Origin of the sequence: Pseudomonas sp. UBA5666 (assembly GCF_002420785.1) — a bacterium.
Taxonomy (GTDB): domain Bacteria; phylum Pseudomonadota; class Gammaproteobacteria; order Pseudomonadales; family Pseudomonadaceae; genus Aquipseudomonas; species Aquipseudomonas fulva.
Map to the genome: position 1 here is coordinate 22,790 of NZ_DIIQ01000021.1, position 20,700 is coordinate 43,489.

The window sequence follows — 20,700 nt, forward strand, 5'->3', positions numbered from 1 at the left end:
GGCTCCTGTCATTGTCTGCAAATTCAGTGGGGGAGGTACTGGGCACTGACGTAGGGGCTGTAGTCCGGCAGTACGGCCTCGACCTTGCCTTGCTGCTTGAGGAACGTGGCCGTGTCGGTCAGGGCCTGGGTAGTGGGCGCACCCAGGGCGCTGGCCTGGTCTGCGGCCAGCGGGTAGACGTTGCCTTGCAGCAACACCGGGATGTCCGAAGGCTTGGCGCCGGACAGCTTGGCCAACTTGGCGACGTTGTCCTGGTTCGCCAGCCAGGCTTGCGGGTCCTTTCGGTAGTCGGCATACGCCTGCAGGGTGACCTGCGCGAAGGCCCTGACCACGTCGGGGTGCTTGGATGCGAAGTCCTTGCGCACGATCCAGGCGTCGAAGGTGGGGGCCCCTGCCTTGCCCAGCTCGCCCGAGGTGATCAGCACCTTGCCGGTTTCCTTCGCCACGCCCAGCGCAGGATCCCAGACATAGGTGGCGTCGATGTCGCCACGTTTCCATGCCGCGATGATCGCGGGCGGGGCCAGGTTCACGATCTGCACCTTGGCAGGATCGATGTTCCAGTGCTTGAGTGCTGCCAGCAGGCTGTAGTGCCCGGTTGACACGAAGGGAACAGCGACTTTTTTGCCCACAAGATCCTGGGGTGTCTTGATTTCATCGCGCACCACCAGCGCTTCGCCGGCCCCGATCTGCGTGGCGATCAGGAACGTCTCGATCGGCAGCTTGCGCGTTGCGGCGGCTGCCAATGGGCTGGAGCCCAGATAACCAATCTGCACGTCCCCACTGGCAACGGCGGTGATCACATCGGCACCATTGTCGAACTTGCGCCAGTCGATACTGGCTTTGGTCGCCGTCTCGTAGTCGCCATCGACCTGCGACACCTTGGCAGGATCGACCGTCGTCTGATACGCCACTGTCAAGTCTGACGCCTGGGCCATCCAGCTGGCGCCAGCAAGGGCTAAGGTACTGAGAATTCGCAGGGTGCGGTGCGGGTTCATGGTGAGCTCTCATCGGGTAAAGGATGCATGAGCTAAGGCTAATTGATCTAAAAAACTAAAAATAAATAACTTTTAAGAATTAGCTTAGCGCGTGTTTGGCACCCTTGGTCGATGCTTGACCACGCGCAATGGCGAAATCAGCCGACGCTGCTAGGCTCAGCGTCCCCATAGATCCAATTGGAATGAGGTTATGAGCAAACGATTGCAAATAGCCGGGGGTTATGAGAAACCCACTTGCTACAACAAAATGCAGTAATGGTTCCTTACATATTCCTTAAAAGTCTTACCGATTCACAAAACAGTCATTTTGGATTTATAGGATTGTCATTATCCTGTAGCGCAGGTTGGCGCCTTAGACCAAAGTCGCGAAACGTTTAGAAATGATTGACTAAAGGGTCACGCTTTGGGACTAAATCGCCCATCCACGGTGAGCGGGGCAACAGACCCGGCCGCCTGAGATACACAAAAATTAGAACGTAGAGGAGCAAAGCATGTACAAGTCCAGCCTGGCCATGGCCGTGGCACTGGGTGTTCTCGCCCAACAAGCAGGTGCTGCCGGTTTCGTTGAAGACAGCAAGCTGTCGGTCAGCTCGCGCACCATGTACTTCAATGGCGACAACCGTGACGGCGGCGCCGACAACCGTGAATCGGGCCAGGGCTTCAAACTGGATTACCTGTCCGGTTTCACCCAGGGCACCGTTGGTTTCGGTGTAGACGCCCAGGCTCTGTGGGGCATCCACCTCGATGGCGGCCGTGGCAAACACCCTGACAACAGCAGCTTCTTCCCAAGCGATTCCGACGGCTCCGCCGTCAGCCAGTGGGCTCGCCTGGGTGCCAACGCCAAGGCCAAGTTCTCCAAGACTGAAGTCCATTACGGCAGCGCCCTGGCGCCTAACCTGCCGATCCTGGTCTCCAACGATGGCCGTCTGCTGCCGCAGACCTTCGAAGGTGGCACCCTCCAGTCGAAGGAAATCGACAACCTGACCATCAACGCCGGTCAGCTGACCCACGCCATGGGCCGCGCCTCGAGCAACCGCACCGGCCTGTCGGTCAACGGCGCCTTCCGTGACAGCAACAAGTTCCGCTATGGCGGCCTGGACTACAAGCTCACTCCAGACCTGACCCTGCAGTACTACTACTCGAACCTGGAAGACTTCTACAAGCAGCACTTCCTGGGCGCTACCCACGTCTTCAAGATCGCTGACGACCAGTCGTTCAAGACTGACCTGCGCTACTTCAACAGCAGCAGCGATGGCCGTAACGGTGACTCGGGCTACACCTTCAACAACAACGGCGGCTTTGCCAAGACGCCTGGCGAGGTCGACAACAAGACCTGGTCGGCAATGTTCACCTACACCCTGGGCGGTCACTCGCTCATGCTCGGTCACCAGCGCGTCAACGACGACGGTGGTTTCGTCTGGTTGAACCAGGGTAGCGTGCGCAAGGACGGTTCGCGTTCCTCGCTCGAAGGCGCCGGCGGCGCCAGCTTCTACCTGTTCACCGACAGCATGATCAACCAGTTCGCCAAGGCCGGTGAGAACACCACATTCGGTCAATACGCCTACGATTTCGCGCGCCTCGGCGTACCGGGCCTGAAGGCTTCGGTTTCCTACCTCAAGGGTGAAGACGGCAAGAACGCCAGCGGCAATGGCCACTTCAGCGAGTGGGAACGTGACGCCCGGATCGACTACGTCATCCAGGAAGGCACGTTCAAAGGCCTGGGTGCGAGCCTGCGCCACGGTGTATACCGCGGCACCGGTGAAAGCTCGTTGGCCGATCAGGACCAGACCCGTTTCATCGTGAACTACACTTACAATTTCCTGTAAGCCGTAGCCACATTAAAGAGCCTCGCCTGATGCGAGGCTTTTTTGTGACCAAAATTTGTTATGCATAAAAAGCATTAACAAAGCTTTATTTATTCTTTTTAAGTTTGAAGAAATTCAGGCACATTCATTCCACAGGCACCCCAGCACAGGAGCTGCATCCCATGAGCCTCAAACTCGGCGATATCGCCCCGGATTTCGAACAGGATTCCAGCGAAGGCAAGATCCGTTTTCACCAATGGCTGGGCGACAGCTGGGGCGTGCTGTTCTCGCACCCTGCCGACTTCACCCCGGTGTGCACCACCGAATTGGGGCTCACGGCCAAGCTCAAGGATGAATTTGCCAAGCGCGGAGTCAAGGCCATTGCACTGTCGGTCGACCCGGTCGACTCGCATCACCGCTGGATCGACGACATCAACGAAACCCAGCAGACCGTGGTCAACTTCCCGATCCTCGCCGACGCCGACCGCAAGGTGTCCGATCTGTACGACCTGATCCACCCAAATGCCAGCGATACCCTCACCGTACGCTCGCTGTTCATCATCGACCCGAACAAGAAAGTTCGCCTGACGATTACCTACCCCGCCAGTACCGGGCGAAACTTCAACGAGATCCTGCGGGTCATCGACTCGTTGCAATTGACCGATTCGCACAAGGTCGCCACGCCAGGCAACTGGCAGGACGGCGACGACGTGGTGATCGTTTCTTCGCTCAAGGACGAAGAAGAGATCCGGCAACGCTTTCCAAAAGGCTACAAGGCGGTCAAACCCTATCTGCGTCTGACGCCTCAACCGAACCGAGCGTGAATACTGTGTTGCATAGCGCTTAGCCAAGCAGGGATTTTCGGGCCGTTTCGACGGCCCTTTTTTTTTGACCAAAAAACCGACCAGTAAATACCTAAATCGAATAAATAAAGAATTAAATATGATTTATAGATATATAAAGATGCTGATAATGTCGTCCTACCGTAACCCAAGGAAGCGCAGCAATGCTGGTCGTATCAATCGGTGGTAGCCCAAGTCCTCGCTCACGCTCAGGCGTGTTGCTCGAACGTTCGCGGCAGTGGCTCGAGCACCGTGGCGTTGAAGTCGTCACCTTGCAGGTGCGCGACTTTCCTGCCGAAGACTTGCTGCATGCCCGCTTCGACAGCTCGCACGTGCAGCACTTCCAACAGTTGGTGGCCCAGGCCGATGGCCTGATCGTTGCCACGCCGGTGTACAAGGCTTCGTTCGCTGGCGCGCTGAAAACCCTGCTTGACCTGCTGCCCGAGCGCGCATTGGCCAACCGGGTAGTACTGCCCATCGCAACGGGCGGCAGCATTGCCCACATGCTGGCCGTGGATTACGCCCTCAAGCCCGTGCTGTCGGCTCTCAAGGCCCAGGAGACCCTGCAAGGGATCTTTGCCGACGACAGCCAGATCGCCTATGCCGAAGGCAATAAGCCGGCCCAGCTGGCGCCTGCCCTCGAAGAGCGGCTGCACGACTCGCTGGAAACCTTCCACCTGGCCCTGGCCAGGCGCCCGCGCCCGGTAGCACCCGGTGTGCTCAATGATCGCCTGATCAGTGCTCGCTGGAGCATCTGATCCGGCAAACCCGCTGTATCACCTTACTCGCCCGTCAACGAGGCAAGCAGGTGCAACCCGAACCCCATCGCACAGGAGAGCGCCATGCGCACAATCTTCTTGCGTCGTGGTCTGGTCGCCCTGTTTGCGGCGGCTGTGTCCCTCGGCGCCATCACCCAGGCACAGGCTGAAACCCTGCGCATCGGTTATCAGAAATACGGCACCCTGGTGCTGCTCAAGGCCAAGGGCACGCTGGAAAAGCGCCTGGCTGAGCAGGGCGTGCAGGTGCAGTGGACCGAGTTCCCCGGCGGCCCTCAGCTGCTCGAAGGGCTGAATGTCGGTTCTGTCGATTTCGGCGTGACCGGCGAAACGCCTCCGGTATTCGCACAGGCCGCCGGGGCCGATTTGCTGTACGTGGCCTACGAGCCTCCCGCACCCCACAGTGAGGCCATCCTGGTGCCCAAGGACTCGCCGATCCAGTCGGTGCAGGCACTCAAGGGCAAGAAGGTCGCCCTCAACAAGGGCTCCAATGTCCATTACCTGCTCGTACGGGCACTCGAAGACGCAGGCCTGAAGTACACCGATATTCAACCGGTCTACCTGCCCCCGGCCGATGCGCGCGCAGCGTTCGAGCGTGGCAGTGTCGATGCCTGGGTGATCTGGGACCCGTACCAGGCCGCCGCCGAGCAGCAGCTGCAAGCCCGCACCCTGCGTGACGGCCAGGGCCTGGTAGACAACCATCAGTTCTACCTGGCCACGCGCAGTTATGCGAATCAGCACCCGGCCGTCATCAATACCGTCATCGAACAGGTACGTGCGGTCGGTGAGTGGTCGCAGGCCAACCCGCAGGAGGTCACCGACCAGGTCGCTCCGCTGCTTGGGCTCACGCCGGACATCACCCTGACGTCCGTCAAGCGCCAAGGCTACGGCGCAGCGCCCTTGACGCCGGACGTAGTGGCGGCCCAGCAGAAAATCGCAGACACCTTCCAGACGCTCAAGCTCATACCCAAGCCGCTGCGCATCAAGGACGTGATCTGGACACCCCCGGCCAAGGTTGCCAGTGCACCTTGATTGATCTGCCCGTGCCGGGCCTTCCCCGGCTCAGCTATCCCTTAGGAGACAACTCCAATGAGCCTCAACATCTTCTGGTTCCTCCCCACGCACGGTGATGGCAAATACCTGGGCACCGCGCAAGGCGCCCGGGCGGTCGACCATGGCTACCTGCAGCAGATTGCCCAGGCGGCCGACCGCCTGGGGTTCGGCGGCGTGCTGATACCCACCGGGCGCTCCTGCGAGGATTCCTGGCTGGTGGCCGCCTCCCTGATTCCTGTTACCGAACGGCTGAAGTTCCTGGTAGCCCTGCGCCCTGGGATCATCTCGCCGACAGTCGCCGCGCGGCAGGCCGCCACGCTCGATCGCCTGTCCAATGGCCGGGCGCTGTTCAACCTGGTAACCGGTGGTGATCCGGATGAGTTGGCCGGTGACGGCCTGCACCTCAATCATCAGGAGCGCTACGAAGCGTCTGTCGAGTTCACCCGCATCTGGCGCAAGGTGCTTGAAGGCGAAGAAGTCGACTACGACGGCAAACACATCCAGGTCAAAGGCGCGAAGCTGTTGTACCCACCCATCCAGCAGCCTCGTCCACCGTTGTATTTCGGTGGTTCGTCCGAAGCCGCCCAAGACCTGGCTGCAGAGCAGGTCGAGCTGTACCTGACCTGGGGCGAACCGCCCAGCGCGGTGGCTGAAAAGATCGCCCAGGTGCGCGATAAGGCAGCTGCTCAAGGGCGCGAGGTGCGGTTTGGCATTCGTCTTCATGTGATCGTGCGCGAGACCAATGCGCAAGCGTGGGAAGCGGCTGAAAAACTGATATCCCATCTGGACGACGACACCATCGCTCGCGCCCAGGCATCGCTTGCCCGTTTTGACTCGGTAGGGCAGCAGCGCATGGCCGCGCTGCACAATGGCAGCCGCGACAAGCTCGAAGTCAGCCCCAACCTGTGGGCTGGGGTAGGCCTGGTTCGCGGAGGTGCAGGCACTGCGCTGGTGGGCGATGGCCCGACCGTCGCCGCACGGGTCAAGGAGTATGCCGCCCTGGGCATCGACACTTTCATCTTCTCCGGTTACCCGCACCTGGAAGAGTCATACCGGGTGGCCGAACTGTTGTTCCCGCACCTGGACGTACAACGGCCTCAGCCTGCCACCGGCGGCGGCTACGTGAGCCCGTTCGGCGAGATGGTTGCCAACGACATCTTGCCCAAGTCCGTGGCCCAGCGATGAGGGGTACTGTATGAGTCGCAAAGCCTCGAATACCGTGACAGAGCGCTTGGCGCCCTGGGCGCTGCCGGTACTGCTGCTGGCCGCGTGGCAACTGGCGGTCAGCGCTGGCTGGCTGTCAACCCGCATTCTGCCAGCGCCAAGCGCCGTACTGTCAGCCGGCGTCGACCTGGTACGCAGTGGAGAGATCTGGACGCACCTGGCCATCAGCGGCTGGCGTGCCGGGCTGGGCTTCGTGATCGGTGGCAGCATTGGCCTGGTGCTGGGCTTCATCACCGGGCTGTCCAACTGGGGCGAGCGCCTGCTCGACAGTTCGGTACAGATGATCCGTAACGTGCCGCACCTGGCCCTGATCCCGCTGGTGATCTTGTGGTTCGGCATCGACGAGTCGGCGAAGATCTTTCTGGTCGCGCTGGGCACGCTCTTCCCCATTTACCTGAATACCTACCACGGGATCCGCAATGTCGACCCGGCCCTGGTGGAAATGGCGCGCAGCTACGGGCTTTCGGGGTTCAGCCTGTTTCGCCAGGTGATCCTGCCCGGTGCCTTGCCTTCGATCCTGGTGGGCGTGCGCTTCGCACTGGGCTTCATGTGGCTGACCTTGATCGTCGCCGAAACCATTTCGGCCAACGCCGGCATTGGCTACCTGGCGATGAACGCCCGGGAGTTCCTGCAGACCGATGTGGTGGTGCTGGCCATCGTGCTGTACGCCGTGCTCGGCAAGCTCGCCGACCTGGCTGCCCGTGGCCTTGAGCGTGTGTGGCTGCGATGGCATCCGGCTTATCAAGTTGCCAGGAAGGAGGGCGCATGACCGTGCTCAAGGACAATCCGCCACACCTGCTGCGTGGCATTCCATTGGCCGCCAAGGGCCTGCTTAAAACCTTCGGCTCGCGCGAGGTGCTAAAAGGCATCGACCTGCATGTCCCGGCCGGCCAGTTCGTCGCCATCGTCGGCCGTAGCGGTTGCGGCAAAAGTACCTTGCTGCGCCTGCTGGCTGGGCTCGACCAACCAACGGCAGGGCAACTGCTGGCAGGTGCTGCACCGCTGGACGAGGCACGGGAAGAAACCCGCCTGATGTTCCAGGACTCGCGGCTGCTGCCGTGGAAAAAGGTCATCGACAATGTGGGGCTCGGCCTGTCCGGCGATTGGCGTGCCAGGGCGCTGGATGCGCTGGAGGCAGTGGGCCTGGCCGACCGCGCCAACGAATGGCCCGCAGCCCTCTCGGGCGGCCAGAAGCAGCGCGTTGCGCTTGCCCGCGCACTGATCCACCAACCGCGTCTGCTGCTGCTGGACGAACCGCTAGGTGCGCTGGATGCACTGACGCGCATCGAAATGCAGCAACTGATCGAGCGCCTGTGGGGCCAGCATGGTTTCACCGTGCTGCTGGTGACCCATGACGTCAGTGAAGCGGTTGCGGTGGCAGATCGGGTGATCCTGATCGAGGACGGCGAAGTCGGGCTCGACCTGACGGTCGACCTGCCACGGCCACGACCGCGCGGTTCGCACCGCCTGGCCGCGCTTGAAAGCCAAGTGCTCAACCGAGTCCTTTCTGCGCCGGGCACTGCGCCCGAGCCGGAGCCTGTTGCCCCCCTGCCCACGCAGTTGCGTTGGGCGCACTGAACCCCCAGAAGCCATCGAAAAGGAAACACTCCAATGACCATCAAAGCCATCAACGTCCGTAATCAGTTCAAAGGCACCGTCAAGGAAATCCTCGAAGGCCCGGTGCTGTCGGAAATCGACGTCCAGACCGCCTCGGGTATCGTCACATCGGTCATCACGACCCGCTCCGTACGTGAACTGGAACTGCAAGTGGGCAGCGAGGTGATTGCCTTCGTGAAGTCCACCGAGGTATCCATCGCCAAGCTGTGATCGAGCACGGGGCCGCCTTGCGGCCCCTCAGTGCGAACGCTTGACCAGAAAAGGTGGCAGGTACAAGCCCAGGTAGGCTTCGAATACCCGCTTGCCTTCTTCGGCCATGCGCGGGGTGATGGTCTCGTGCAATTGCATCGACCGGGCATACACCCGATCGCTCAATTCCATGGCCAAGGCGAACACATCCACATCCGCAGGCATCACCGGCAAGTGAAAGTGCTGGTCGAACAACCTGTGCATCAGGGCGCCGAGCTCCATGTCGTGCTGCCGGTCAGCCTGCATGACCTCGCTGAGGCCATGCTGCGCCAGGATCAACTGCCGCGCAGCGGCATCCTCGTTGTAGATATCCAGCATGCGTTGCTCGATCAACCGCGACAGCTCATGCCAGCGGGTGAGCATGCTGCTGTCGATCGGCGCACCAAGCGCCTCGCGGAAAACCCTGTGCACATCGGCAGTCAGCGCTTCGAGCAGCGCAGGCACGCTGGCGAAGAAGTGGTAGACCGATGACGGCGGGATTTGCGCGCGCTCGGCCACGCTGTAGATCGACAGGCCAGCCACCCCGCCCTCGGCCAGGAGCTCGCGGGCAGCTGCCAGGATCGCTTCGATCCGGGCCTGGCTGCTGGCGCGTGGCTTGCGCGCTGGGACGCCGCGGGTCATCAGTTGCTGATTGCCAGGATACTGGCCTGGTAGGCGCCCACGAAGGTATCGAACTCGCCCACTTCTTCCTGTTCCAGCTGCGACTGTTTGGCCAGGGACTCGCGCGCCAGCGTTTCGAAGGCCTGCTGCTGGTCGGGGCTCAGGGGCTGCTCGCGCAGTGTCTGGGCGTGGAGACGGCTTTGTCGCAGCGAGAACGCGATGAAGCTCTCATCATGCTCGGTCATGCGCGCCAACACCTGGGCCGATGGGGTCAGCTCGGGGTCGTCGACCTTTGCCTGCTGGGCTTGCAGGGCCTTGGCGTGCTCATCCCCGCCCTGGGCCTGGTCGAGCAGGTCGGCCAATTGAGCGATCTGAGCAATCAGCTCGCTGGCCCAGTCCTTGAGCGGCACAGGCTGCCCATCACGCTGCAACTTCAGGCCTGGACGCCGGCCTTCTTTGACCACGCTCAGGAAATTGCTGGTGCACTGGCTGCATTCGTTGTTGTTGAGCTGTGGGCTGTCGTCCAGCGCGCAGAACAGCAAAAACGCATCGAGAAAGCGTGCTTCGGTGAGGTCGATGCCCACTGGCAGGAGCGGGTTGATGTCCAGGCAGCGCACCTCCACGTACTGCACGCCGCGCGAGGTGAGCGCCTGGATTGGACGTTCGCCGGAGTAGGTCACCCGCTTGGGACGGATGTTGGAGTAGTACTCGTTCTCGATTTGCAGAATGTTGGTGTTCAGCTGTACCCACTCGCCATCGACATGGGTGCCGACCTCCACATAAGGTGGGTACGGCGTGCCTACCGCCTTGCGCAGGCTGTCGGTGTAGCTGGACAGGTTGTTGTAGCAGGGCGTCAGGCCCGCCTGGGCATTGCTCTGGTAGCCCAGGTCGCTCATGCGCAGGCTGGTGGCGTAGGGCAGGTAGAGGGTGTCGCCATCGAGCTCTTCGAGCTGGTGGGCGCGGCCCCGCAGAAAGCCCTTGTCCAAGGCGGGCGAAGCGCCGAACAGGTACATGAGCAGCCAGCTGTAGCGACGGAAATTGCGGATCAGGGCGATGTACGCGGCCGACTGATAATCCCGTTCGTTTTCAGTGCTGCCTTCGGCTTCGCGCAGCAATGGCCACAGGGCCTCGGGCAGCGAGAAGTTGTAATGGATGCCGGCAATGCACTGCATGGTGCGGCCGTAGCGCAGGGCCAGGCCCTTGCGATAGACATGCTTGAGCTTGCCGATGTTGGAAGTGCCGTACTCGGCGATGGGAATGTCTTCTTCAGCCGGCAGCGAACACGGCATCGACGGGCTCCAGAGGTACTCGTCGCTCAACTTGGTGTAGACGAACCTGTGGATCTGCTCGAGGTTTTCCAGCACCGCAGCGGCGTCAGGCAGCGCCGGGGTGATGAATTCAAGCAATGATTCGGAGTAATCGGTGGTGATCTGTTCGTTGGTCAGCGCCGCGCCCAGTGCTTCGGGGTGCGGTGTCTGGGCCAGACGGCCACTGTCTGTCACGCGCAGGCATTCGCGCTCAATGCCGTGCAGACACTGCTTGAGCAAGGGGAGATTATCGCCGAGCAAGCTCAGGCGGCGGTTGAGGAGTGTGCTCAAGATGTATTCCTTCACGCGTCAGTCGCCCCAATATGGGGGTAGAGATGACGGTCTACAAGGGTAGGGGGAAGGGAACGGGCGTTATCGCCTGGTTTACCGCGGCCCCAGCAGTGCGCGCGCACTGCCGAAGTTACCGCAGATAATGCTTTGTGAGCTAGAGCGCGACGAAGGTTCCTTGCGCCTTGGCAACCAGCTTGTCGTCCTGGACTACGTCAGCGTCGACCACCAGCGTGCGCCTGCCTGCGTGCAGCACCCGAGCGGTGCACAGCACCTCGCCATCGCTGACGGCGCGCAGGTAGTTGATCTTGCATTCGAGGGTGACGCTCTGCTGGTCGAAGCCGTGGCTGGACGAGCAGGCCAGCCCCATGGTGATGTCCACCAGGCTGAAGATCGCCCCGCCATGAAGCTTCTGGCCACGGTTGCGCAGGTGCGGCGCCACCGCCAGGCTCACCTCGGCAACGCCCGCTTCCAGGCGTTGCAGGCTGCAGCCCAGCAATTGGCTGAAGGCGCTTTGCACATACTCGGGTGCCACGTCCATCACTTCTTCTTCAACTGCTTGGCGTTGGCGAACAGGGCAGCCATGGCGTTGTTGGCCGGCGCTGCAGTGGCGGTCTCGCGCTGACGGGGCGCTGGCTGTTGACGGCCACCCCCCTGGCCACGTCCGCCACCCCGGTTGCCTTCGACCTTCTCGCCCGGCGTATCGCTCATGCGCATGGACAGGCCGACACGCTTGCGCGGGATGTCCACTTCCATGACCTTGACCTTGACCACATCGCCGGCCTTGACCGCTTCGCGTGGGTCTTTGACGAACTTTTCCGACAGCGCCGAGATATGCACCAGCCCATCCTGGTGCACGCCGATGTCCACGAAGGCGCCGAAATTGGTGACGTTGGTCACTACGCCTTCCAGGATCATCCCAGGCTCCAAGTCCTTGAGGTCCTCGACCCCGTCCTGGAAGGTGGCCGTCTTGAACTCCGGACGCGGGTCGCGGCCAGGCTTGTCCAGTTCCTGCAGGATGTCGGTCACCGTGGGCAGGCCGAAGGTTTCGTCGGTGAATTTCTTTGGGTCCAGGCGCTTGAGGAAGCTGCTGTCCCCGATCAGCGAGCGGATGTCCCGGTCGGTGTTGGCGGCGATGCGCTGCACCAGCGGGTAGGCCTCGGGGTGAACGGCAGACGCGTCCAGCGGGTTGTCGCCGTTCATCACGCGCAGGAAGCCTGCGGCCTGCTCGAAGGTTTTTTCACCCAGCCGGCTGACTTTCTTCAAGGCTGCACGGGTGGCGAACGGGCCGTTGGCATCGCGATGGGCGACGATGTTCTGTGCCAGGGTCGTGTTCAACCCCGAAATACGCGTGAGCAGGGCGACCGACGCGGTGTTCACGTCCACGCCAACGGCGTTCACGCAGTCCTCGACGACGGCGTCGAGGCCGCGTGCCAGCTTCACTTGCGACACGTCGTGCTGGTACTGGCCCACGCCGATGGACTTGGGATCGATCTTGACCAGCTCGGCCAGTGGATCCTGCAAACGACGGGCAATCGAGACCGCGCCACGGATCGACACATCCAGATCGGGGAATTCCCGGGCCGCCAGCTCCGATGCCGAGTACACCGAGGCGCCGGCTTCGGAGACCATGACCTTGGTGATCTTCAGGGCAGGGTACTGCTTGACCAGGTCAGCCACCAGCTTGTCGCTCTCGCGGCTGGCGGTGCCATTGCCGATGGCGATCAGCTCGACCGAATGCTTGGCGCACAGCGCAGCCATTACCGAGAGCGTGCGGTCCCATTCGTTCCTGGGTGCATGGGGATACACGGTGGTGTAGTCGAGCAGCTTGCCGGTGGCATCGACCACGGCGATCTTGCAGCCCGTGCGCAGGCCAGGGTCGAAGCCCAGCGTGGCGCGCGGGCCAGCGGGCGCTGCCAGCAGCAGGTCATGCAGGTTGTGGGCGAAGACGTTGATCGCCTCACCCTCGGCATTGTCGCGCAGTTCACCGAACAGGTCGGTCTCCAGGTGGGTGTAGAGCTTGACCTTCCAGGTCCAGCGCACCACTTCACCCAGCCATTTGTCGGCCGCGCGGCCACGGTTCTCGATGCCGACGTGCTCGCCGATCATCAGTTCGCACGGGTGCAGGGTACCCGGCAGCTCTTCGCCCACTTTCAGCGAAGCGCTGAGTACACCTTCGTTGCGCCCGCGGAAGATCGCCAGCGCGCGGTGCGACGGCGCGCTGCGCAGCAGTTCGTCATGGGCGAAGTAGTCGCGGAACTTGGCACCTTCCTCTTCCTTGCCGGGCACCACGCGTGCGCTGAGCACCGCTTCCTGCTTCAGGAAACTGCGCAGTTTGTCGAGCAGGGCTGCATCTTCGGCGAAACGCTCCATGAGGATGTACTTGGCCCCCTCCAGCGCAGCCTTGACGTCTGCCACGCCCTTGTCGGCGCTGACAAAGCGCGCCGCTTCGCTTTCCGGGACCAGGGACGGGTCGGCGAACAGGCTGTCGGCCAGCTCGCCCAGACCGGCTTCCAGGGCGATCTGGCCCTTGGTGCGGCGCTTTTGCTTATAGGGCAGGTAGAGGTCTTCGAGGCGCGTCTTGGTGTCGGCCAGCTTGATCTCGCGCGCCAGTTCCGGCGTCAGCTTGCCTTGCTCCTCGATGCTGGCAAGGATGCTGATGCGACGCTCGTCGAGCTCGCGCAAGTAGCGCAGGCGCTCTTCCAAATGGCGCAGCTGGGTGTCGTCCAGGCTACCGGTCACCTCTTTACGGTAACGGGCGATGAAAGGCACGGTAGAGCCTTCGTCCAACAGGCCCACGGCCGCCTCGACCTGTTGTGGGCGTACGCCCAGTTCCTCGGCGATACGGCTGTTGATGCTGTCCATGTAAACCACCTGACGTTCTTGAATACGGAGTCGCCGGTGGGCCTTTCGCCCGACGGCGCTGGATGAAAGCGGCGCATTATACCCATCGCAAACAGCTTGCGGTGATGGCCTGGCGCCAGTTGGAAGTGGCGTCCCGGGAAAAATCTGCTAACAATGCTCACGGCACGCGTTGTAGCGGCTACGCCATAATGCGCAGCGATACCAGAGGAGTAATTCATGACCGGCACGCCAACTACCGCTGAAGGTGAAAAAATTCTGATCGTCGATGACGATCCAGGGCTCAGCAGCCTGCTTGAACGTTTCTTCACCAGCAAGGGTTATCGTGCCCGCGCGGTCCCCAACACCGAGCAGATGGACCGCCTGCTCCAGCGTGAAGTGTTCAACCTGGTGGTGCTCGACCTGATGCTACCGGGCGAAGACGGCTTGTCCGCCTGCAAGCGCCTGCGCCAGCACAACAACCAGATTCCCATCATCATGCTCACGGCCAAGGGTGACGAGCTCAGCCGCATCAAGGGCCTGGAACTGGGCGCCGACGACTACCTCGGCAAGCCATTCAACCCCGACGAGCTGATGGCCCGGGTCAAGGCCGTGCTGCGCCGTCAGGCGCCTTCGGTACCCGGTGCGCCGGGCAGCGAGGACGAGTCGGTCACCTTCGGCGACTACGAGCTGTCCCTGGCCACCCGCGAACTCAAGCGTGGCAACGAAGTGCACATGCTCACCACGGGTGAATTCGCTGTGCTCAAGGCCCTGGTGATGCATGCCCGCGAACCGTTGACCCGCGACAAACTCATGAACCTGGCACGCGGGCGTGAATGGGATGCGCTGGAGCGCTCCATCGACGTACAGATCTCGCGCCTGCGCCGCATGATCGAACCAGACCCGTCCAAACCGCGCTACATCCAGACGGTATGGGGTGTGGGCTATGTGTTCGTACCGGACGGAAACGCCGGCAAATGACGCTGCTGCCTAGATGAAGACGCCGCTGTGGTTTCCGCAGAGTTTCTTCGCGCGCACCTTGTGGCTGGTGCTGATCGTCGTTCTGTTCTCCAAGGCGTTGACCCTGGTCTACCTGCTGATGAACGAGGACGTCTTGGTCGATCGCCAGTACAGCCACGGCGTGGCATTGACCTTGCGCGCCTATTGGGCGGCCGACGAAGAAAACCGTGACCAGATCGCCGAAGCGGCAGGCCTGATCCGGGTGACCGGTGCAGGCGTACCCGAGGGCGAGCAACACTGGCCCTATAGCGAGATTTACCAACGGCAGATGCAGGCCGAGCTTGGCGAGGACACCGAGGTACGGCTGCGTATCCATGCGCCGCCTGCCTTGTGGGTCAACGCGCCCAGCCTGGGCCCGGGCTGGTTGAAGGTGCCGTTGTACCCCCACCCGTTGCGCGGGCAGAAAATCTGGAACGTGCTGGGGTGGTTCCTGGCCATCGGCTTGCTGTCCACCGCATCGGCCTGGATATTCGTGCGTCAATTGAACCAGCCGCTCAAACGACTGGTGTTCGCCGCGCGCCAGCTTGGCCAGGGGCGCAGTGTGCGCCTGCCGGTCAGCGACACGCCCAGCGAAATGACCGAGGTGTACAAAGCCTTCAACCAGATGGCCGAAGACGTCGAGCAAGCCGGGCGCGAGCGCGAGTTGATGCTGGCCGGCGTGTCCCACGACTTGCGCACCCCGCTGACCCGGCTGCGGCTTTCACTGTCCCTGCTCGGCAGCGACAGTGAGCTGAGCGACGACATGGTGCGCGACATCGAAGACATGGACGCCATTCTCGACCAGTTCCTGGCGTTCATTCGCGACGGGCGTGACGAACCCCTCGAAGAAGTCGATCTTGCAGCGTTGGTGCGTGAAGTGGTTGCACCCTACAACCAGCCCGAGGAGCGTGTTCGGCTGTGCCTGGAGCCTATACCGCCGTTTCCAGTGCGCCGGGTATCGCTCAAGCGCATGCTGGGCAACCTGATTGGCAACGCCCTGCACCATGCGGGCAAGGGCGTCGAGGTTGCAGCCTATGTCTCGGGGGATGAAAGCGCCCCGTACGTGGTACTGAGCGTGCTTGATCGGGGGGCAGGGATCGACGAATCCGAGCTCGAGACCATCTTCAACCCGTTCATTCGGGGTGACCGTGCGCGAGGCGGCAAAGGCACCGGGCTGGGCCTGGCCATCGTCAAGCGAATTGCCGCCCAGCATGGCGGAAACGTCGAACTGCGCAATCGTTCCGGAGGCGGTATCGAAGCACGGGTACGGTTACCCTTGGGGTTGCTGTTGCCGCGCAACGCTGTCTGACCGCAAGCTTGGCCTGGCGTGCTTCCAAGGGGCGATCAGCCACCGAGGAAGCCGGCGGGCCTGGCAGGCGGCCAGCGGGGTGATCAGCCCTTGCCCTTGGTCCGGGTCTGGTTGGGCCCGCCGTTCTTCTCCAGGTGTTCGAAGATCATGCCGGCTACGTCCTTGCCGGTAGTCACCTCGATGCCCTCCAGCCCCGGTGACGAGTTCACCTCCATCACCAGTGGGCCGTGGTTGGAGCGCAGAATGTCGACCCCGGCCACGCTCAAGCCCATCACCTTGGCTGCACGGATGGCCGTCATGCGCTCTTCCGGGGTGATCTTGATCAGGCTGGCAACACCACCACGGTGCAGGTTGGAGCGGAACTCGCCCGGTTTGGCCTGGCGCTTCATCGAGGCGATCACCTTGTCACCCACCACAAAGCATCGGATATCGGCACCACCGGCTTCCTTGATGTACTCCTGCACCATGATGTTCTGCTTGAGCCCCATGAAGGCTTCGATCACCGATTCGGCCGCCTTGGTGGTTTCGCACAGCACCACGCCAATGCCCTGGGTGCCCTCGAGGACCTTGATCACCAGCGGGGCGCCGTGGACCATCTGGATCAGGTCCGGAATATCATCGGGCGAATGGGCAAAGCCGGTGACCGGCAGGCCAATGCCACGGCGCGACAGCAATTGCAGCGAGCGCAGCTTGTCGCGCGAGCGTGCGATGGCGACCGATTCGTTGAGCGGGTACACCCCCATCATTTCGAACTGGCGCAGCACAGCGCAGCCATAGAAAGTGACAGAGGCACCAATGCGCGGGATGACTGCATCGAACCCTTCCAGTGGCTTGCCGCGGTAGTGAATCTGCGGCTTGTGGCTGGCGATGTTCATGTAGGCCCGCAGGGTATCGATCACCACCATCTCGTGACCACGCTGGGTACCGGCTTCGACCAGGCGGCGGGTGGAATACAGACGCGGATTACGCGAAAGCACAGCGATCTTCATGCAGCACCTGTCAAGGTAGTGTGGGTGGCCGGAAAGGCAGGTTTGTCTTGTACGTACTTCAGGCCCGGATTGACGACCAACTGGCCGTGAATCAGGGCCTTGGAACCCAGCAACAGGCGGTAACGCATGCTCTTGCGGCAAGCCAGGGTAAATTCGACTGCCCATACCCTGTCACCCAACGCGAGCGTGGTGCGAATGACATAACGGGTTTGGGCGTGGCCATTGGAGCTTCGGATGGTTTTCATGCTCACCAGCGGCGCCTCGCAGCGGCGGTGACGCAATTGCACGATCGAACCCAGGTGCGCAGTGAATCGGACCCACGGCTGGCCATTGCGTTCGAAAGGTTCTATCTCGGTGGCATGCAGGCTGGAGGTGCTGGCGCCGGTGTCGATCTTGGCGCGTAGCCCTGCCACGCCCAGCTCGGGCAAGGCTACCCATTCCCGCAGGCCAATTACAGTCAGATGATCAAATGTCTTCACGAAACGCACCCAGCGGATGAGAGAGTGAACTGTAAGCATGGCGGGGAATTTTTGCATCCGATGCTTACGGTAGTACAGTTCCCCCAATCACGGAATTCGAGGTATCGGGATGGCACAGAAAGTCGAAGATGACGACAAGGTTCGCCTGGACAAGTGGTTGTGGGCAGCGCGTTTCTACAAGACGCGTGCGCTGGCCAAGGCGGCCATCGAAAGTGGCAAGGTGCATTGCCGTGGTGAGCGATGCAAACCGGGCAAGGAGCCGCGGGTGGGCGATGAATTCGTTCTGCGTACAGGCTTCGACGAGCGCACGGTGGTGGTAAAAGCGCTGTCGGCAGTGCGCCGCAGTGCGCCTGAAGCGCAGGCTTTGTATGAAGAAACCGAAGAAAGCGTGCGCCGGCGCGAGCAGGCTGCGGCGCTGCGCAAGGCCGGTGCCACCGGTGTCACCACCGATGGGCGGCCGACCAAGAAGCAGCGCCGCCAGATACATCAGTTGCACGGAAGCTTCGAGTAGCTGTGGCCGCATGGCGGCCCAGGCCTCAGCGCAACACGGCCATTCGGCCGACCAGCGGCAACCTGCCCAACAGCCTGAACAGCGGAGCGGTCCAGCGCACCAGCGCAGCACTGCTTCTGGCCGCCAGGGGCGTATACAGGCTCCAGCCCAGTGCCAGCACCGCCATCAACAGGCCGCCGATGTAGTCATCCTGGCCCCAGTGTGCGCCAGCGACCAGGCGTGGCAGCATGAACACCACAGCCAGCCCCCAGATCACCAGGTACTGCCCGACGCGGCGGCTGAAGACGCTCATGAACAACGCCCAGATGAGCAATACCGAGGCATGATCGCCCGGGAAGCTCTTGCTGGAACGGTCCTTCAGTTCCCAGGTTGCCTCCAGGTGTGGGTAGTAGTCGCTCAGGTGAACGGCGCCATCGAGCATCATCGACGGGCTGTTGTGTTGCCAGCCGGCCGCGTCGACCCACTTGGAAAACAGTGCCCGAATCACCACTAAGAGCAGTAGCGTGACCAGAAAGCCGAAAAATGCCTGGCGAACCTGGGCAGCCTTGAACACCCAGTCGCCGCGGATCAGCGTGGCCAGCAGGATCAGGCCGACGACGATGTCGAACGGGCGCAGGCTGCCGACGGTCCAGATGTAGCGCCAGGCAGTGTTTTCAGCCAGCGGTGCATTGAGGCTGTGGAACAGCCATTCGTCGAATGCCAGGCACAGCATCTGGCCAACAGGCCATAACCAGAAACACAGTAGTGCGATGGGCAGTAGCGTACAGGCTACCAATGGCCCCCAGGACCACCTCGCTTGGAACAGTGGTCGATTGTCCATAAGATACCTCGATCTCCTAACGGGAATGAGCGCCCGAAACGCTCGACGACGGGATTGCAAATCCCGGCAATTATCTTGTCATTATTTTCAGATAGCCAGACAACCATGAGCGATTTGCCAGATACAGATTTCACCCAACGTTTCATCTTCGACGAGCGCGATGTGCGCGGCGAGTGGGTGTCTCTCGATGACAGCTACGCTGCGGTTTTGGCGCGTCACGAGTACCCGGCGCCGGTCAAGACCTTGCTCGGCGAGCTGATGGCCGCCACCGCGCTGCTGGTCGGTGCCCTCAAGTTCGACGGCCTGCTGATCCTGCAGGCGCGCTCGGCAGGGCCTATCCCCTTGCTGATGGTCGAGTGCTCCGGGGACCGCGACATCCGTGGCATGGCCCGCTACGAGGCCGACCAGATTGCAGCCGATGCCACCCTGTCCGAGCTGATGCCAGGCGGGCACCTGACGCTGACCATCGATCCGGTCAGGGGCCAGCGCTACCAGGGCACTGTCGAACTAGACGGCGCCGACCTCTCGGAATGCTTCACCAACTACTTCGTGCAATCCCAACAGCTGAACACGCGTTTCTGGCTGCACGCCGAGGCCGGCAAGGCCCGTGGTCTGCTGCTTCAGCAACTGCCGCGTGACCGTCAGCCTGATGACGAGGAACGTGAGGACAGCTGGCAGCATGTAGTGGCCCTGGCCAAGACCCTCAAGCCGCAAGAGTGGGAGGAAGCCAACGAAACCCTGCTTCACCGCCTGTACCACGAAGATGCCGTGCGGCTGTTCGACATTCAGCCCCTGCGCTTCAATTGCAGCTGCTCGCGCGAGCGTTCCGGCAATGCGCTGGTAAGCCTGGGCGAAGCCGATGCCAAGGCGCTGGTGGAGGAATGCGGCGGTACGGTGGAGATCGACTGCCAGTTCTGCAATGAGCGGTATTTCTTCGATGCCAGCGATGTCGCACAGCTCTTTGCGGGCGGCGGCACGGACTCTGCCTCAGAAACTCTTCACTGAAACGTTTCACTACAGGAGATTCTCCTGTCGAATTGCGCAAAAGCTCGGTTCTGACAGGAGGGGCCTACTTTTTTTGGGCGTTTCTGGCATAATCCGGCCACTTTTTTCGCTGTAGTAGTTTTTCTGAAACGACTACAAAACGTTTGGAGCACTCGGCCTCGGGCCGGATGGGGTATCTCATGACGCAAGCCAACAACACCGTGTACACCGACCTGAGCGTCGATGAGCTGGTAAAAGAAGCGCTGCAACGCGGTGAAGGTGTACTAGCCGACACGGGTGCACTGGTCGTGGAGACCGGCCACCGTACCGGCCGTTCCCCGGCTGACCGTTTCATCGTCGAAGAACCTTCCACCCAGGACGCCATCGCCTGGGGCCCGATCAACCGCAAGTTCCCGGCCGACAAGTTCGATGCCTTGTGGGACCGCGTCGAGGCGTTCAACAACGCCCAGGATCACTTCGTTTCCTACGTCCACGTAGGGGCGGCGGCCGAGCACTACCTGCCGGTCAAGATGACGACCCAGACGGCCTGGCAGAACCTGTTCGGTCGTTGCCTGTTCATCAACCCGGAGCAGTTCAACCCGGCTGGCCGTGGCGAATGGCAGATCCTCAACGTCGCCAACTTCGTCTGCGAGCCTGAGCGTGATGGCACCAACTCCGATGGTTGCGTGATCATCAACTTCGCCCAGAAGAAAGTGCTGATCGCTGGCATGCGTTACGCTGGCGAAATGAAAAAAGCCATGTTCTCGGTACAGAACTTCCTGCTGCCGGCTGCCGACGTACTGCCAATGCACTGCGCGGCCAACATCGGCGAAGAGGGTGATGTCACCCTGTTCTTCGGTCTGTCCGGCACCGGCAAGACTACGCTGTCGGCTGATGAGAGCCGTTACCTGATCGGTGACGATGAGCACGGTTGGGGTGAAGGTGTCGTCTTCAACATGGAAGGTGGCTGCTACGCCAAGTGCATCGACCTGTCCGAGAAGAACGAGCCGGT

The 20,700-nt window shown here is 61.7% G+C and carries 21 protein-coding genes; 13 read left to right on the plus strand and 8 right to left on the minus strand.

The genetic code is table 11. The annotated features are described in order from the left end of the window. Window positions 1-23 precede the first annotated feature (23 nt). Window positions 24-995 (minus strand): taurine ABC transporter substrate-binding protein, encoded by a 972-nt coding sequence (tauA, locus tag B2Y33_RS11645; protein WP_028688183.1) that lies wholly within the window; start codon window positions 993-995, stop codon window positions 24-26. A gap of 491 nt (window positions 996-1,486) precedes the next feature. On the opposite strand from tauA, the gene B2Y33_RS11650 reads away from it, so the two are divergent. From B2Y33_RS11650 to B2Y33_RS11685, 8 genes are all read left to right on the plus strand, one after another. Next, the gene (locus B2Y33_RS11650; protein ID WP_027914131.1) at window positions 1,487-2,821 is read left to right on the plus strand and encodes an OprD family porin; all 1,335 of its coding nucleotides are present in this window, start codon (window positions 1,487-1,489) and stop codon (window positions 2,819-2,821) included. A 161-nt stretch (window positions 2,822-2,982) separates the two neighbouring features. Next, entirely contained in the window at window positions 2,983-3,624 is a 642-nt protein-coding gene (locus B2Y33_RS11655) for a peroxiredoxin (RefSeq protein ID WP_049696777.1), read from the plus strand. A gap of 182 nt (window positions 3,625-3,806) precedes the next feature. Continuing rightward, a complete protein-coding gene (gene ssuE, locus B2Y33_RS11660) occupies window positions 3,807-4,400 on the plus strand; it encodes an NADPH-dependent FMN reductase (protein WP_197874607.1) in 594 nt (197 codons plus the stop codon). Between the two features lie 84 nt (window positions 4,401-4,484). Next, the gene (locus B2Y33_RS11665) at window positions 4,485-5,450 is read left to right on the plus strand and encodes a sulfonate ABC transporter substrate-binding protein (RefSeq protein ID WP_027914129.1); all 966 of its coding nucleotides are present in this window, start codon (window positions 4,485-4,487) and stop codon (window positions 5,448-5,450) included. A gap of 57 nt (window positions 5,451-5,507) precedes the next feature. After that, window positions 5,508-6,656, plus strand: a complete 1,149-nt coding sequence (ssuD, locus tag B2Y33_RS11670) for an FMNH2-dependent alkanesulfonate monooxygenase (RefSeq protein WP_027914128.1) — start codon at window positions 5,508-5,510, stop codon at window positions 6,654-6,656. A gap of 10 nt (window positions 6,657-6,666) precedes the next feature. Next, the gene (ssuC, locus tag B2Y33_RS11675) at window positions 6,667-7,464 is read left to right on the plus strand and encodes an aliphatic sulfonate ABC transporter permease SsuC (protein WP_027914127.1); all 798 of its coding nucleotides are present in this window, start codon (window positions 6,667-6,669) and stop codon (window positions 7,462-7,464) included. Then, complete coding sequence (gene ssuB, locus B2Y33_RS11680; protein WP_028688181.1) at window positions 7,461-8,273, plus strand: aliphatic sulfonates ABC transporter ATP-binding protein; 813 nt, start codon at window positions 7,461-7,463, stop codon at window positions 8,271-8,273. The genes ssuC and ssuB overlap by 4 nt, the downstream gene beginning before the upstream one ends. Before the next feature lie 33 nt (window positions 8,274-8,306). Beyond that, window positions 8,307-8,522 carry a TOBE domain-containing protein gene (locus B2Y33_RS11685; protein WP_003255829.1) on the plus strand — a complete coding sequence of 72 codons (216 nt, stop codon included), beginning with the start codon at window positions 8,307-8,309 and terminating at the stop codon, window positions 8,520-8,522. A gap of 27 nt (window positions 8,523-8,549) precedes the next feature. Here the strand turns inward: B2Y33_RS11685 and B2Y33_RS11690 are convergent, their stop codons facing one another. From B2Y33_RS11690 to B2Y33_RS11705, 4 genes are all read right to left on the minus strand, one after another. Further along, window positions 8,550-9,182 carry a TetR/AcrR family transcriptional regulator gene (locus tag B2Y33_RS11690; protein WP_206405235.1) on the minus strand — a complete coding sequence of 211 codons (633 nt, stop codon included), beginning with the start codon at window positions 9,180-9,182 and terminating at the stop codon, window positions 8,550-8,552. Then, window positions 9,182-10,759, minus strand: a complete 1,578-nt coding sequence (gene gshA / locus B2Y33_RS11695; RefSeq protein ID WP_241194868.1) for a glutamate--cysteine ligase — start codon at window positions 10,757-10,759, stop codon at window positions 9,182-9,184. Before gshA ends, B2Y33_RS11690 begins: the two co-directional genes overlap by 1 nt. A 154-nt stretch (window positions 10,760-10,913) precedes the next feature. Then, window positions 10,914-11,297, minus strand: coding sequence for a PaaI family thioesterase (locus B2Y33_RS11700; RefSeq protein ID WP_033694972.1), 384 nt, complete (start codon window positions 11,295-11,297; stop codon window positions 10,914-10,916). Continuing rightward, window positions 11,297-13,621 (minus strand): Tex family protein, encoded by a 2,325-nt coding sequence (locus B2Y33_RS11705; protein ID WP_027914122.1) that lies wholly within the window; start codon window positions 13,619-13,621, stop codon window positions 11,297-11,299. Before B2Y33_RS11705 ends, B2Y33_RS11700 begins: the two co-directional genes overlap by 1 nt. Before the next feature lie 216 nt (window positions 13,622-13,837). Between B2Y33_RS11705 and ompR the strand changes: the two genes are divergently transcribed. Then, complete coding sequence (gene ompR / locus B2Y33_RS11710; protein WP_027914121.1) at window positions 13,838-14,578, plus strand: two-component system response regulator OmpR; 741 nt, start codon at window positions 13,838-13,840, stop codon at window positions 14,576-14,578. 13 nt (window positions 14,579-14,591) lie between these two features. After that, on the plus strand, window positions 14,592-15,905 hold the full coding sequence (locus B2Y33_RS11715) for an ATP-binding protein (RefSeq protein ID WP_027914120.1): 1,314 nt from the start codon (window positions 14,592-14,594) through the stop codon (window positions 15,903-15,905). Window positions 15,906-15,988: 83 nt separating this feature from the next. Here the strand turns inward: B2Y33_RS11715 and rimK are convergent, their stop codons facing one another. Together rimK and B2Y33_RS11725 are read right to left on the minus strand one after the other, a co-directional pair. Continuing rightward, complete coding sequence (gene rimK, locus B2Y33_RS11720) at window positions 15,989-16,894, minus strand: 30S ribosomal protein S6--L-glutamate ligase (protein ID WP_027914119.1); 906 nt, start codon at window positions 16,892-16,894, stop codon at window positions 15,989-15,991. Continuing rightward, window positions 16,891-17,373, minus strand: a complete 483-nt coding sequence (locus B2Y33_RS11725) for an ATP-dependent zinc protease (RefSeq protein WP_023535750.1) — start codon at window positions 17,371-17,373, stop codon at window positions 16,891-16,893. Before B2Y33_RS11725 ends, rimK begins: the two co-directional genes overlap by 4 nt. 109 nt (window positions 17,374-17,482) lie before the next feature. On the opposite strand from B2Y33_RS11725, the gene B2Y33_RS11730 reads away from it, so the two are divergent. After that, window positions 17,483-17,884 carry an RNA-binding S4 domain-containing protein gene (locus B2Y33_RS11730; RefSeq protein ID WP_206405234.1) on the plus strand — a complete coding sequence of 134 codons (402 nt, stop codon included), beginning with the start codon at window positions 17,483-17,485 and terminating at the stop codon, window positions 17,882-17,884. Window positions 17,885-17,909: 25 nt separating this feature from the next. Here B2Y33_RS11730 and B2Y33_RS11735 read toward each other — a convergent pair whose 3' ends face one another. Continuing rightward, window positions 17,910-18,704, minus strand: a complete 795-nt coding sequence (locus B2Y33_RS11735) for a phosphatase PAP2 family protein (RefSeq protein WP_027914117.1) — start codon at window positions 18,702-18,704, stop codon at window positions 17,910-17,912. A 105-nt stretch (window positions 18,705-18,809) separates the two neighbouring features. Here B2Y33_RS11735 and hslO point away from each other — a divergent pair, with 105 nt between their 5' ends. Both hslO and B2Y33_RS11745 read left to right on the plus strand, forming a co-directional pair. Beyond that, window positions 18,810-19,709: an Hsp33 family molecular chaperone HslO gene (gene hslO, locus B2Y33_RS11740; protein WP_028688178.1), complete on the plus strand. Its 900-nt coding sequence runs from the start codon at window positions 18,810-18,812 to the stop codon at window positions 19,707-19,709. Between the two features lie 179 nt (window positions 19,710-19,888). Continuing rightward, on the plus strand, window positions 19,889-20,700 hold an 812-nt coding region (locus B2Y33_RS11745; RefSeq protein WP_288632936.1), incomplete at its 3' end, for a phosphoenolpyruvate carboxykinase (ATP).

What these genes read in the sequence shown, in the direction of transcription:
- tauA (WP_028688183.1), bottom strand. Translation starts at nt 995, where the DNA reads ATGAACCCGCACCGCACCCTGCGAATTCTCAGTACCTTAGCCCTTGCT.
- B2Y33_RS11650 (WP_027914131.1), top strand. Translation starts at nt 1,487, where the DNA reads ATGTACAAGTCCAGCCTGGCCATGGCCGTGGCACTGGGTGTTCTCGCC.
- B2Y33_RS11655 (WP_049696777.1), top strand. Translation starts at nt 2,983, where the DNA reads ATGAGCCTCAAACTCGGCGATATCGCCCCGGATTTCGAACAGGATTCC.
- ssuE (WP_197874607.1), top strand. Translation starts at nt 3,807, where the DNA reads ATGCTGGTCGTATCAATCGGTGGTAGCCCAAGTCCTCGCTCACGCTCA.
- B2Y33_RS11665 (WP_027914129.1), top strand. Translation starts at nt 4,485, where the DNA reads ATGCGCACAATCTTCTTGCGTCGTGGTCTGGTCGCCCTGTTTGCGGCG.
- ssuD (WP_027914128.1), top strand. Translation starts at nt 5,508, where the DNA reads ATGAGCCTCAACATCTTCTGGTTCCTCCCCACGCACGGTGATGGCAAA.
- ssuC (WP_027914127.1), top strand. Translation starts at nt 6,667, where the DNA reads ATGAGTCGCAAAGCCTCGAATACCGTGACAGAGCGCTTGGCGCCCTGG.
- ssuB (WP_028688181.1), top strand. Translation starts at nt 7,461, where the DNA reads ATGACCGTGCTCAAGGACAATCCGCCACACCTGCTGCGTGGCATTCCA.
- B2Y33_RS11685 (WP_003255829.1), top strand. Translation starts at nt 8,307, where the DNA reads ATGACCATCAAAGCCATCAACGTCCGTAATCAGTTCAAAGGCACCGTC.
- B2Y33_RS11690 (WP_206405235.1), bottom strand. Translation starts at nt 9,182, where the DNA reads ATGACCCGCGGCGTCCCAGCGCGCAAGCCACGCGCCAGCAGCCAGGCC.
- B2Y33_RS11700 (WP_033694972.1), bottom strand. Translation starts at nt 11,297, where the DNA reads ATGGACGTGGCACCCGAGTATGTGCAAAGCGCCTTCAGCCAATTGCTG.
- B2Y33_RS11705 (WP_027914122.1), bottom strand. Translation starts at nt 13,621, where the DNA reads ATGGACAGCATCAACAGCCGTATCGCCGAGGAACTGGGCGTACGCCCA.
- ompR (WP_027914121.1), top strand. Translation starts at nt 13,838, where the DNA reads ATGACCGGCACGCCAACTACCGCTGAAGGTGAAAAAATTCTGATCGTC.
- B2Y33_RS11715 (WP_027914120.1), top strand. Translation starts at nt 14,592, where the DNA reads ATGAAGACGCCGCTGTGGTTTCCGCAGAGTTTCTTCGCGCGCACCTTG.
- rimK (WP_027914119.1), bottom strand. Translation starts at nt 16,894, where the DNA reads ATGAAGATCGCTGTGCTTTCGCGTAATCCGCGTCTGTATTCCACCCGC.
- B2Y33_RS11730 (WP_206405234.1), top strand. Translation starts at nt 17,483, where the DNA reads ATGGCACAGAAAGTCGAAGATGACGACAAGGTTCGCCTGGACAAGTGG.
- B2Y33_RS11735 (WP_027914117.1), bottom strand. Translation starts at nt 18,704, where the DNA reads ATGGACAATCGACCACTGTTCCAAGCGAGGTGGTCCTGGGGGCCATTG.
- hslO (WP_028688178.1), top strand. Translation starts at nt 18,810, where the DNA reads ATGAGCGATTTGCCAGATACAGATTTCACCCAACGTTTCATCTTCGAC.